We start from the raw sequence: 13,232 nt of genomic DNA, 5'->3' as shown, positions 1-13,232 counted from the left end.
TCCTCTCAAAGGGTCATGAATCAATTCTGTAAAAAGAGTAACACATAGAAAACCGCTACGCAACTGTATTCATTCATGATTATAACCAAAAAATCAGTTTTTCACCCAAAAAATAAAAATAACAGGACTTTTCGCATAAAAACGAAAAGACCTGCAATAATTTTCTGCTCTTTTTTTTAATTTTCAACACTACAAAATAAATGTTACTAATCCTCTATCACCCTCGTTCACCATTCGTTCAATTGTTTGACGCATGCGTTTTTTGGCTGTAGATGGGACAGCATCCATTTTATAGCGAATTCCTTCTTTTAACACTTCATGCAATGGTGTTCCAAAAAGCTGTGTACTCCATAAAGCTTCACGATCATGTAAATAAGCATGATTTAAATCTTTAAGTAATTGTTGACTATGGAATTCTGAGCCTATTAATGGCGCAAATTCTGATTCCATATCTACTCGAATGACATGATAAGATGGTGCCTTCGCTCTCATACGCACACCAAAAAAATTATTTTGCTTAATAAGTTCTGGGGCTGTTGGTTCAAATTCCTGCATCATCGGCAATGTTACGCCATAGCCAGTCGAATCCGCTTCATGAATGGCAGTTTTAAAGCGTTTTTGCGCCTCTTTTGCTTCTGCTGCCTCTTTAATAAAGAGTAGCCAATCCCGCTTCGTCTCTATTGGTTCTTCTAGCCATTCATTGCAAACCGACTTATAAAGCTCACCTTGCAATGACACTCGAATGACCGCGGTACCAACTCCAGCATCTACATGTACCACTTCGCTTTGGTCAATAAAATCGATGGCTTTAAAGGCATCTGACGCCTGTTGCACATCTCGAATTTTCATAACAGATGATAATACTTCTTCCATCGAATCAATTAGTGCTACATTCAATGGATGTGTTGCATCTAAAACATCTAACCAATCTGGTTTCTCAACCTCAATTGTTCGGATTGGAAATTCAAATAACGCTTCTTGCAAAATATACTGAATATCAGATGTGCGCATTTGATCAATTGAAGTAGCAATCACTGGGACATTATAGCGCTCAAATAGCTCATTTCGAAGCTGTACCGTTTCTTCCCTTGCCGGCATTTGGCAATTCAACACAATAACGAAAGGTTTTCCGATGTCCGCTAGTTGTTCAACAATTTCCTCTTCGGCCTTCTCTGCCGCACGACGACTTATACCATTCACCGTACCATCCGTTGTGACAACAATTCCAATATTAGCATGGTCACGAATAACTTTATCTGTTCCTATTTTCGCCGCTTCCTGAAATGGAATAGGCTCAGTGTGCCAAGGTGTATGCACATATTTCGGCCCATTTTCATCCTCATATCCCTTTGTACCTTCAATGACATAACCAACGCAATCTGCTAAACGAATTTGGAACGTCATTTCATCTTCACCGACCGCAATACGTGTTGCTTGAGCAGGCACAAACTTCGGCTCAGCAGTCATTATGACTGGCCCCGGCGAGCTTTGTGGCATCTCGTCTTGTGCGCGCATTCTTTCTGTTTCATCCACAATATTCGGTAACACGACCGATTCCATAACCTTTTTTACAAATGTTGATTTACCTACACGTACTGGACCGACAACACCAATATAAACATCGCCATTTGTGCGCTCTGCAATTTCTCTAAATACTGCTTCACTCAAGGTTTCTGCCTCCTTTATCTACGCTTTTTCACTATATGCGAGCTGGTAGATAAATATGAAAAGCCCCTCACAAATGTGAGGGGCTTTTCATATTTATTCTTTTTCAGATTGGGCTTCTGCCTCTTTTTTAGCTTGTTCTATAGCCTTTTCTCGAGCTTTTTTTGCATCACTATTATAAGCATCCATAAAGTAAACTGGCTCACCATTTTCATCTACTGTATATGGTACAGAATATGCGGGTACTACTGGATATTTATCGACAAGTAGCTGACGAATATCATCTCCAGGCTTTACATCAGGCTTGTCTTCTTTTAGTAGTTGACCTAAATCGATTGAATAGTCAACATGTATTTCGCCATCACCTGTCATAAACATTGGCAATTCGGCACCAGAATAGGGACTTTTCACAGTTACGTCTTCTTTATATCCCAATTCTTCAAAGTTAATTTGATATACATTATCTGAAGTTGTATCCTTTATCGGTAAATATTGGGTACCCATTTTACGAATATTAATTTCACGAATACGCTCTGCAGCATTTAAATCTACCAATTTTACTTTAGCTTCATTCTCAGGATCCCAAATAATATACTGGAAAATACCACCTTTTTCATAGGCATTCCCAGGAATTTGTGCAAGATATTTAGGCACTAGTTTATCAAAATCAATTAAATATTTTATATATATATCAGTATCTAGCTCACTATTTTTAATTGGAACTAATCCACCAGTTGCTTCACGGTATTCGTCAACCGCACGCTGAACCGCTGCTAATTGGTCAACATCAGGCACTAATTTTGCCTTTTTTTCGTCTTCTGGATATACGCAACCAACTAAAAGTACTGCAGATGCTATTACCAAAAGAAAAGCACTTAGTTTTTTCATGTCACTTCCACCTCATTATTTTTTATGCTGGCCATGTGGCAACAATTAGTACCATTAAAAATGTGCCAAGTCCAAACAGTATGTATGCAGATAAATTTACGATTGTACGTAAAAAAACGTTTGAAACCTTATTACGACCTAAATAAATTAGACCGACTGATATAATCATAAAACCGATACAATAAAATGATACCCACATTACATCAAGCGCAGGCAAATGTGCTAACGGACCCATTCAAGACAACCACCTTTCTTCAATGTCAGAAAACAATCAAAGTATATTATACTACGTGCTTTCGCTAAAAAGAAATAGTTGTCCAGTAACTATCAATCAATTATGCCTCGGCATAATTGCGTCCGGAAACGGCTTTGTGCTAGCACAAAGAACTCATTTCCGATTCCGTGACATCCGCCGGAGGCTTTAACTTCTTTCAGCGGGTGTTAGGACATCCACTGAAAAGTAGCTTAAATTCGCATCATACCATCACCTATAGAGGTGGGAGACTTCTGTACCTGCCGCTACGCTTTCGGTACAAAAAACATTTGCTGAAAGAAGTTAAATGGACAACCTTTATAACGGTATGGATTATTCAACTAAAAGCGCACAATAAGGCGTCTCAGTTAAACTCTGAGACACCTTATATATGTCCATTTTATGACAAAACTAACTAAATATAAATTATTAGTGCATCATGTCATCAATTTCTCGCTTTTTCATACGCATCATTAATGCATCAACTGCTACTTTCGGTTCTATATCATTAAATAAAACACTATAGAGCTCCGTTGATATTGGCATAGCAACGTCATATTTCTTTGCTAGTTGATAGGCCGCTTTAGTTGTGCGAACGCCCTCAACGACCATGCCCATTTGGTCGAGTACCTCTGGTAGTTTCATGCCTTGCCCCAGCAAATTACCTGCGCGCCAATTACGTGAGTGCACGCTTGTACACGTTACAATCAAATCTCCCATACCAGTGAGCCCTGCGAATGTAAATGGATTTCCTCCCATTTTGACACCAAGGCGTGTAATTTCAGCCAATCCTCGAGTAATGAGTGCAGCTTTGGCATTATCTCCGTAATTTAAACCATCTGTAATACCGGCAGCTAATGCGATGACGTTTTTCAACGCACCACCTATTTCTACACCGACCACATCCTCATTTGTGTAGACACGGAAAAATTGATTCATAAATAAATCCTGAACCTTTTCCGCAGCTTCAATATTAGCACAAGCCACTGTCACTGTTGTAGGATGATGCAGAACAACTTCTTCTGCATGACTTGGGCCTGAAAGTACAACAACTTCTTCTACAAATTCAGCCGGGAGACTTTCTACTAAAATCTCTGAAATTCGTTTTAACGAATCAGGCTCAATCCCCTTCGAAACATGAACAAACAATACTTTTTTATCAAGTGCTGCTGTCATTTTTTCACACACTTCACGGATGGCCTTCGTAGGAACAGCCACGACAATTATCTCCGAATGAGCAACTGCCTCAGCAATATCACTTGTTGCATGCAAATTTGCAGGCAATATCGTTTCCGGCAAATACTTCCTGTTCGTATGCAGGTTGTTAATTTCTTCAGCCTGATCAGTTCGATGAGTCCATAAAAGCGTATCATGCCCATTTTCTGCAAGTACCATCGCTAGTGCTGTCCCCCATGAGCCTGCCCCTAACACACAAACTTTTTCCATACAAAATCCTCCCTTATTAAGAAAAGATAATTCCTTGTTAGCTACGATAAATGCTAGAGAAAGGCTTACAATGCACTTGAACTCACGCAACCTTAAAGTAGACATTAGAAAATTTATACTTTCCTCTCTTGTAAAAAGACGCCACCCAACAATTAATGTCGGGTCGGCGTACTGTTAGTGTATATTTTTCCTAAGCACGAGCACGGGAAATTAATCGAATTGGCGTTCCTTCAAAATCAAATGTTTCTCGAATACGGTTTTCTAAGAAACGTTCGTAAGAGAAATGCATTAATTCTGGTTCATTGACAAATACCACGAACGTCGGTGGTTGTATCGCAACTTGAGTTGCATAGTAAATACGAAGGCGGCGGCCTTTATCAGCTGGCGCTGGATTACGCGCCACAGCATCCTCAATCACTTCATTAAGGATCGATGATTGAATACGCATTGCATGGTTTTCACTAACACGCTGTATAATCGGTAAAATTTGATGTACACGCTGTTTAGTATTAGCCGATACAAAAATAATTGGCGCATAATCTAAGAATAAGAAATGTTCACGAATTTGTTGAGTAAAGACGTTCATTGTTTTCTCGTCTTTTTCAATCGCATCCCACTTATTTACAACAATGACAATGGCTTTTCCAGCTTCGTGTGCATAGCCTGCAATTTTTTTATCTTGTTCTTGAATGCCTTCTTCTGCATTAAAAACGACTAAAACAACATCAGAGCGTTCAATTGCACGTAACGCACGTAATACAGAGTATTTCTCTGTTGTTTCGTACACTTTCCCTTTTTTACGCATACCTGCAGTATCAATAATGACATATTCCTGGCCATCATACGCGTAAGGTGTGTCAATAGCATCTCGAGTAGTACCAGCGATGTTACTAACAATAACGCGGTCTTGGCCTAAAAATGCATTGACTAATGAAGATTTCCCAACATTAGGACGACCAATTAACGAGAATTTAATGACCTCGTCTCCATATTGCTCTTCATCTTCTTTTGGGAAGTGTTTAGCACATTCATCTAATAAATCCCCTAAACCTAAGCCGTGAGAGCCTGAAATAGGCCAAGGCTCACCAAAGCCAAGCGCATAGAAGTCATAGATCATTTCGCGCATGTCTGGGTTGTCAATTTTATTCACTGCTAAAACGACTGGTTTTTTTGTTTTGTATAAAATTTTTGCTACTTGCTCGTCTGCAGCTGTTACACCTTCACGTCCGTTTGTCATAAAAATAATAACGTCTGCTTCATCAATGGCGATTTCTGCTTGTTGACGAATCTGCTCTAAAAACGGCTCGTCCCCAATCTCGATACCACCTGTATCAATAATATTAAAGTCATGTGTTAACCACTCTGCCGAACTATAAATACGGTCGCGTGTTACCCCTGGAATATCTTCCACAATCGATACACGTTCTCCAACGATACGATTAAAAATCGTCGACTTACCTACGTTCGGACGACCTACGATGGCTACTACTGGTTTCGTCATCTGTACTTCATCCTTCCAACTTCTTGTCTTTCGCTATTATACACGAAAAATGCCATTATATCATATCATATCCATAATAGTGCGCGCTATGTACTGTTCTATCCATCTCTTTTTAAATTTTTTCGTCATTTCCCTCTTCTATCCGTTGCCTCCATAAAAAAAAAGCAAGGACACAAACTATATCCTCGCTTGTCAAGTTTATTTAAAGTTTTTTAGTTTATCGCCAATAACATCACCGAAAGAGAAGCCTGTGTTTTCTTCTGGTAATTTATAGTCGATTACTTCCTCGGCATCAGGATTTTCAAGTAAATCCTTAATACTTAATGCTAAGCGGCCATCTTCAGCATTTACATCAAGCACTTTCACCTGTACTTCTTGTCCTTCTTTTAAAGCTTCGTGTGGCGTGTTAATATGCTTATGCGCGATTTGAGAAATATGCACTAAACCTTCAACACCTGGGAAAACTTCCACAAATGCTCCGAATGAAGTAAGACGTTTTACTTTTCCATCTAATACTGTACCTTTAGCAGCACGCTCTTCGATGTTCGACCAAGGACCAGGAATCGTGTCCTTAATAGATAACGAAATACGCTCATTTTCAGGATCTACAGAAAGGACTTTAACCGTCACTTCTTGCCCTTCTGATAAAACCTCGCTCACTTGACTCACATGCTCATGAGACACTTGTGAAATATGCACAAGGCCATCAATACCACCAAGGTCGATGAATGCACCAAATGATGCGATACGTTGTACTTTACCGTCTAACACATCGCCAGTTTTAATTTGGGTAATGACATTTTTCTTTTGAGAAGCTTTTTCCGCTTCTACTACAGCACGATGTGATAAAATTAAGCGATTTTTTTCTTTATCAAGCTCAACAATTTTAAAGCTAAGAGATCTGCCTTTATAGCCTTCAAAATCATCAACAAAGTAATCTTCTACAAGGGATGCTGGAACGAAGCCACGTACTCCTAAATCGACGACAAGTCCACCTTTAACAATATCTTTTACTTCCGCCTCGAAAACTTCCTCAGCGTTGAATTGTTGCTCAAGTGTATCCCATGCTTTTAATGCATCTACTTTACGTTTTGATAATACATAGTTACCTTCTTCAACCTTTGTAATCACCAACTCTAACTCATCTCCAACAGAGATTATGTCAGACGCTTTTTCAATGTGTAAGCTTGATAATTCACTTATTGGTATAATACCGTCAAATGGTGCACCTGGAATTGAAACAGTTACTGCTTTTTCATCAACCTGCTCTGCAATCCCTTTGACGATATCACCTTCGTTAAATGTTTGTTCTGCATAGTTCATTTCTTCAGACATATGTAACCCTCCTTCGCATCTTCCCTTACTATTTTATTCGATTTTGAAGACAAAGACAAAAATAAATCCTTTAAATTCAAAAAATGTCTGAAATTTTTGGATTTATTCCATTTTTTCTTGCGCTAATTTTAAAATGGCCTGTGCTGCATCATCAATTGACAATGCTGTTGTATCTAAAAATATGGCATCTGCTGCTTGAATTAGTGGTGATGCTTCACGCTCACTATCCATTTTATCGCGTAGAGCAATATCTTCTTGAAGTTTTTCAATGGAAGATTCAATTCCGCGCTTTTGATTGTCAATAAAACGACGTCTTGCTCTCTCTTCTACCGTTGCAGACATAAAGATTTTTAGTTCTGCATTCTTTAACACATGCGTAGCAATATCGCGCCCATCCATAACAACACAACCATTAGCCGTAAGCTTTTGTTGCTGTGCTACTAATAGTTCACGCACTTTAGCATGAGCCGATACTTGTGAAACAGATGAAGTTACCTCATTTGATCGGATTTCTGCCGACACATTCTTCTCGTCCAAAAAGACAAGCTGGCCTTGAGGAGAAGGTTTTAATTCAATTGTGCTAGATGCTAACATTTCTGCTAATTTTTCTTCATCATCTAAATATATGTTTTGTTGCAGTGCTTTATACGTCACAGCACGATACATTGCTCCAGTGTCGATATAAGTAAACCCAAGTGCCTCTGCAACAATTTTTGCGATTGTACTTTTACCAGCGCCAGCAGGTCCATCAATCGCAATTTGAATGTTTTTCTTCATATTCTTCCCTACTTTCTATCACACCACATTGTACCATAAAAAAGCCCTCTTCTAGCAGAGGGCTTTCTCAAATAAAATACTAATCGATTTGAAGGATGTAACCTTACTGCATGAAGTGAAACTTACTCAATGGGGGTTTTACGGGCAGTTCAGCTCCCACCTTAGTTCTTTGCTTTCGCTACATTTTAAGCGAAAAAAATTAAGCATCAAAAGGATTCGTTTCTTTACGACGATTGACTAACTGACGTTCAAAGCAGAAACGAACTATATGCTGTTTGTCTACATCATCTGTATCTGTTAACTGTATAGTTGCTATTTTTTTGTTATCGTTTTCGGATATGCGAACAACCGTCGCATCCGTGATTACGTATTTAACATCTCCATTAGCAAACGGTAAAACGATCGTTAACTTAACCTCATCACCATCTTGGAAAGCAATTGCCCCTCTTAAGACTACTGCCAAACCACCTGCGCTAATATCTGCTGTTACTAGCTGATATTTGTAATCCTTAAATTGTATCGCTACATCCACTGGTGTTTCTACACGTACATATTCACGACGTTGAATTTTGATAAAGTCCTCTGCCTTTGGACAGTGCAACATAATCATTGGTATATTACCAGCTTTACGTCCAGTCACTTCTGTAATGAAAGCAAATGATTGTTTGTCATCCGTACGAAAAGATGCTCTAAATTCAGAACCATCTATTAGAAATGCTGTTTTCTTTGTAGCAACATTTGTTGGATAATCGATGTAAATAATATTGTCTTTTTGTTCTACAACTTTACAGCGGAATACTTCAACACGCTCTGTATAAGTTGGTTCAAGTTCTAATTGTGTACCAATTTTTATTTCCATGAGCATCTCCTCGAACACAAATATATACCTTCATTATCGCATGAGATGCCCATTTTGGCTATATGAACTGGTGTTTTTTATTAAATTACGTTAAATATTCCACTTTTATAACATTGTGATTTTCTGCATCAATAACAACCCTGAATGTTTCTTGTGTATTTTTATCACGGACCGCAATCACTTCATAACAAAGGCGTTGTTCAAATTGACCGTTATCTGTATAAATATTTTTCACTTCTCCTATTTTCACATCATCATCGAAGAAAGTTTTCCAATCAATTGCTTTTGCAGTTTGTGGTTTAATCTTCTCTTCCTGAATATATTCCATTGCATTGGCACCAAGTAACTCGCCTGTATCCTTAGCCAGTTTTAATTGAACGCCATCTGCATAAATCAACGCATTATCACCAGGGTGAACACGTGCAAATGTCAAATGCCATGCTTGATGGTTTTCACGAGACTCCACAAATGCAACATCATTCATGCCAAGTCGTTTTAAATATTCTTCTGCTTTTTTCTTTATTTCATCTTGTGATAATCTTGCTTCATCTACTGGACGTTCCACTAAGTAGGATAGTAAATGCCCACCTTTTTCTGTTAAATCGATATACCCTAAACGAATACCTTGGTGGAATTGGATATGATAAAACGGATACGGTGCAGTATCACTACTTTTCGTAACAGTAAATGTTGCATCTTTAATGATAGGGAATAATTTTTTTACTTTTTCCAATGCCTCTTTTTCAGTAATGACCGAATCTTGTAATGCTTTAAGTTCTATTTTTTTCTGCCAATCAGATTCACTTAATGTAAGTGGGAAATCTTTTTCGCTATAATCCTTTAATGTTTTTTGCACATTATCAAATGTTGTATTTGGCTTCGTATTATCTACTTGTTGCACCCAGACGTCCATATTACCGTTATTTTTATAAAGATCTACTGTTGCGACTGTCCATTCATCTGAAAGTGATTGTAAATTTGTAGAGACTTGTGGCATTTTTTCTCGCCAAGCTTGATAATCTCCTGTTTTTTCTGTTCTTTTGGCTTCATCTCCTAGGCGCCCTAAGTAACTTAGCCACTCGTTCGAGACTTCTTGCCCGACAGGAATATTAGATAAAGAAGATCGAACTTCAGAGCTTAGTCGCCACACAGCATCTAACTCATTGTTCATCGCTTGGTCATCTTGAAACAATAGAGATTGTGAAACAGCTTGTTGTAGTCCAGATAACTTCTCAGAAGCATCCGTTAAATTATTTGTGTACTGAGCTAGCACAGTACGTTGTAAACTAGTGTTTTCTTTGTGCATCTGAAAGCAATATGCCCCTAAACCAATAACTGCTACAGTAAGTATAACAAGCATAGTTCTCATTTATGTTCCTCCTTTCTATGAACAGAAAATGTGTTCTCCAATTTGTTTTATTTGAGGTCTTGACCAAATCCACTTACTTGTAGCTGTTTTCGGATTAAAGTAATAAAGTGCATTTTCTGAAGGATCCCATCCATTCATAGCGTCAATTACGGCTTCTTTTGCACGTTCGTTTGGTTCAAGCCAAATTTGCCCATCTGCCACCGCTGTAAACGCCAAAGGTTGGAAGATAATACCTGAAATTGTATTTGGGAATTCAGGACTTTCCAGACGATTTAAAATAACAGCCGCTACGGCTACCTGACCTTCATAAGGCTCTCCTCTTGATTCACCATAAACCGCATTCGCTATTAACTGTACATCTTTTTCAGTATACTTTGGAGGTACTTGAGTTTTAGTGCCATTATTATTACTACTACCACTACTTTTACCTCCACCACCACCGCCAGTGTTTGTTTTCACTTGCTGTTCAAGTGGCTTGCCCCCATAATAGGTAAATTGATTACCCGCATTTAATTGAGCTTTAACCCAGGCTTCATCGTAATCTGAATTGCCAGATAATGTTTTCTTTGTTTTAGCTCCAGCTATCCCATCCACTGGTAAACCATATTTCTCTTGGAAGTTCCGTAAAGCCCAATATGTGTTATAGCCAAACTTGCCATCAATTTTACTTTTATAAAATCCTAAGTATTGTAGCCTTGCTTGCAGTTCAATTACATCATCTCCATAAGCACCACGAGAAATCTGTTGCTCGGTAAATGCAATGGCGTCATTTTGCGGAATAGCAAATATACTAATCCCCAACATCAAAGCAAAAATTAAGCTTCCTAAGCGCATGATTATCACTCCTTTTTTCATAGCTTGAAACAAACAACTGATTTTATACATATCAATTTTGCCTCGGCAAAATTGCGTCTGGAATCGGCTTTGTGCTTAGGCCTCCGTGACGCAAGTCAGTACCACCTATAGAAGAGGAAGATTCCTGTAGCAGACGCTTTGCTTTCGCTACGAAAACATTTGTAGCTGACGTTTCACTTTCGCTACGAAAACATTTGTAGCTGACGTTTCACTTTCGCTACGAAAACATTTGCTGAAAGAAGTTGAAAAATAGAAAAGCGCAGAAATCTTTTTTAGATTTCTACGCTTTATATTTTTTTATGCATATGCAAATGTTGCACAAGGTGATAATGAGCAAGCTTGACTTTTCTTAGCCCAAACCACCACAAAAATAGCATAAACGGTATCATTAAATATACCCAATACCCTTTGAATGATAAAATTGTATTATAAAGAATGTGTAATACTACCGGTGCACAAAGCGCCATAGCAATCATTTCTGTCGTCTTTGCGTGTTTCGAAAACTTGGCACGTCCATAATAATAACCCATTACAACGCCAAACAATGCATGACTTGATACAGGTAATAACGCTCGCATAAATGCCGTATCTAAACCGAACGAAAATAAGTAGAGAACATTTTCAATCGTGGCAAAACCAAGAGATACACTTGCACCATAGAGTATGCCATCATACGGATCATCAAATTCTACATGATTGTAGATTGCGATTAAAAGAACAAACCATTTAAAAAATTCTTCAACGACACTAGAAAAAACTACATCTTGTAGATAAAGAGATCGAAAAATCCCTTCCTCTGTTAAAACATATTGTAAAAACAAGATTGGGAACGTTAAAAATGCGCCATACAAAAACGTTTGAAGTAAGGTTCTTCTTGGCTCCGTTGCCATCTGATTGCGCAAATAGAAGTAACTAAAAAGCGCTAGACCGGGAGCAATGGCAGCTGATAATAAAATGATCATGTTGCCGGCTCCTTTCAAAAATCAATTTCGCCTTGACATAATTATGATCAAATTTTAAATTATGTTAGCACAATTCAAAATCTGTGACATCATCTTGAGGCTTTAGACCAACATAAAGTTGGTTAATTTGGCGTTTTCCTAGGATGAATTTCTTAGCCCAAGTTCTCAGTCAATTAGTGGAGACCACTGAAAAAAATACATTCACATATTTTAGGTGGAAAACTTCTGTAGTATTAAGCTTTCGTTTTCAACAAAAAATAGCTATTGAATAAACATAAACTGCTATTATTATACCATGTAATGACATAAAACTTTTTAAAAGGAGACATTATTTTTTATGAAAAAAACAATTTTATTAATTCATACCGGTGGAACAATATCTATGGCGATGACGGATGAAGGTGCCGTTATACCTAACAAGGAAAATCCTTTAATGAAGGAAAGCAACAAACTCGACACGCTTGCCACAATTATTGAAATGGAGGCTTTTAACCTCCCATCGCCACATATTACGCCAAAAGAAATGCTTAAGTTACGTAACCTCATTATCGAAAAAGTTTCAGAGGAGCAAATTGATGGCATTGTCATCACCCATGGTACCGATACATTAGAAGAAACAGCCTATTTTTTAGAATTAACAACTGATTTATCAATTCCTATTGTGCTAACTGGTGCAATGCGCTCCTCCAATGAACTAGGTGCAGATGGAATTTACAATTTAGTGGAAGCTGTTCGAGTAGCTGTTGATCAGGAAGCACGTGAAAAAGGTGTGCTAGTTGTGATGAATGACGAAGTTCATCTTGCCGTAAATACAACCAAAACAAGCACCAGCTCTGTAAATACATTCCAATCACCGCAATATGGACCAATTGGACTTATTACAAAAACACGTATTTTATTCCATCATGCACCCATTCGCCGTCAATATGTAGATATTCATGCATTATCAAAACGCGTAGCCATGTTAAAAGTTTATGCTGGCATGGAGGTTGATTTACTTGAAGTAGTGCTCGCATGCAAATATGATGGTGTCGTTTTAGAAGGACTCGGACAAGGCAATGTTCCTCCATCAGTTGTTAAAGGCATCGAAAGCTTAATAGAACGAGGAATTCCTGTTGTATTAGTCTCTCGTTGCTTTAATGGTATTGCCGAGGGCGTATATGGCTACGTAGGTGGTGGTAAAATGCTCGAAGACTTAGGAGCCATATTTGCAACTGGTATTAATGGTCAAAAAGCGCGATTAAAATTATTAATTGGACTTAACAAAACAGGAACTCCTCTTGATTTAAAGGAATTTTTCATGTAAAGCTAATGTATTCAAT

The 13,232-nt window shown here is 38.1% G+C and carries 12 protein-coding genes; 1 reads left to right on the top strand and 11 read right to left on the bottom strand.

Annotated elements, in window-relative coordinates; all coding sequences use genetic code 11:
• Window positions 1–189: 189 nt before the first annotated feature.
• The 11 genes from spoIVA to prsW form a co-directional block, all read right to left on the bottom strand.
• A complete protein-coding gene (gene spoIVA / locus ACVWXS_RS08125; RefSeq protein WP_368637976.1) occupies window positions 190–1,668 on the bottom strand; it encodes a stage IV sporulation protein A in 1,479 nt (492 codons plus the stop codon).
• A gap of 93 nt (window positions 1,669–1,761) precedes the next feature.
• On the bottom strand, window positions 1,762–2,553 hold the full coding sequence (locus ACVWXS_RS08120; RefSeq protein ID WP_456957484.1) for a hypothetical protein: 792 nt from the start codon (window positions 2,551–2,553) through the stop codon (window positions 1,762–1,764).
• Window positions 2,554–2,575: 22 nt separating this feature from the next.
• Window positions 2,576–2,788 carry a DUF2768 domain-containing protein gene (locus ACVWXS_RS08115; RefSeq protein ID WP_083226873.1) on the bottom strand — a complete coding sequence of 71 codons (213 nt, stop codon included), beginning with the start codon at window positions 2,786–2,788 and terminating at the stop codon, window positions 2,576–2,578.
• Window positions 2,789–3,235: 447 nt separating this feature from the next.
• Window positions 3,236–4,252 (bottom strand): NAD(P)H-dependent glycerol-3-phosphate dehydrogenase, encoded by a 1,017-nt coding sequence (locus ACVWXS_RS08110; RefSeq protein ID WP_456957482.1) that lies wholly within the window; start codon window positions 4,250–4,252, stop codon window positions 3,236–3,238.
• 190 nt (window positions 4,253–4,442) lie between these two features.
• Complete coding sequence (gene der / locus ACVWXS_RS08105) at window positions 4,443–5,753, bottom strand: ribosome biogenesis GTPase Der (RefSeq protein WP_368637979.1); 1,311 nt, start codon at window positions 5,751–5,753, stop codon at window positions 4,443–4,445.
• A 198-nt stretch (window positions 5,754–5,951) separates the two neighbouring features.
• Entirely contained in the window at window positions 5,952–7,088 is a 1,137-nt protein-coding gene (gene rpsA / locus ACVWXS_RS08100) for a 30S ribosomal protein S1 (RefSeq protein WP_068982866.1), read from the bottom strand.
• A gap of 102 nt (window positions 7,089–7,190) precedes the next feature.
• Window positions 7,191–7,865, bottom strand: a complete 675-nt coding sequence (gene cmk, locus ACVWXS_RS08095; protein ID WP_456957479.1) for a (d)CMP kinase — start codon at window positions 7,863–7,865, stop codon at window positions 7,191–7,193.
• A 199-nt stretch (window positions 7,866–8,064) separates the two neighbouring features.
• A complete protein-coding gene (locus ACVWXS_RS08090) occupies window positions 8,065–8,724 on the bottom strand; it encodes a flagellar brake protein (RefSeq protein WP_456957477.1) in 660 nt (219 codons plus the stop codon).
• Between the two features lie 85 nt (window positions 8,725–8,809).
• Window positions 8,810–10,093 (bottom strand): PepSY1/2 domain-containing protein, encoded by a 1,284-nt coding sequence (locus tag ACVWXS_RS08085; protein WP_456957475.1) that lies wholly within the window; start codon window positions 10,091–10,093, stop codon window positions 8,810–8,812.
• A gap of 15 nt (window positions 10,094–10,108) precedes the next feature.
• Window positions 10,109–10,927, bottom strand: a complete 819-nt coding sequence (gene sleB, locus ACVWXS_RS08080; protein WP_368637983.1) for a spore cortex-lytic enzyme — start codon at window positions 10,925–10,927, stop codon at window positions 10,109–10,111.
• A 308-nt stretch (window positions 10,928–11,235) separates the two neighbouring features.
• Window positions 11,236–11,910: a glutamic-type intramembrane protease PrsW gene (gene prsW / locus ACVWXS_RS08075; protein WP_068982871.1), complete on the bottom strand. Its 675-nt coding sequence runs from the start codon at window positions 11,908–11,910 to the stop codon at window positions 11,236–11,238.
• Window positions 11,911–12,247: 337 nt separating this feature from the next.
• Here prsW and ACVWXS_RS08070 point away from each other — a divergent pair, with 337 nt between their 5' ends.
• Window positions 12,248–13,216: an asparaginase gene (locus ACVWXS_RS08070; protein WP_368637984.1), complete on the top strand. Its 969-nt coding sequence runs from the start codon at window positions 12,248–12,250 to the stop codon at window positions 13,214–13,216.
• The last annotated feature ends 16 nt before the right edge of the window (window positions 13,217–13,232 follow it).

Source organism: Lysinibacillus sp. TE18511, from assembly GCF_054062295.1.
Note: the sequence above shows the minus strand (reverse complement) of the source record. Positions and strands in the feature narration are given on the sequence as shown.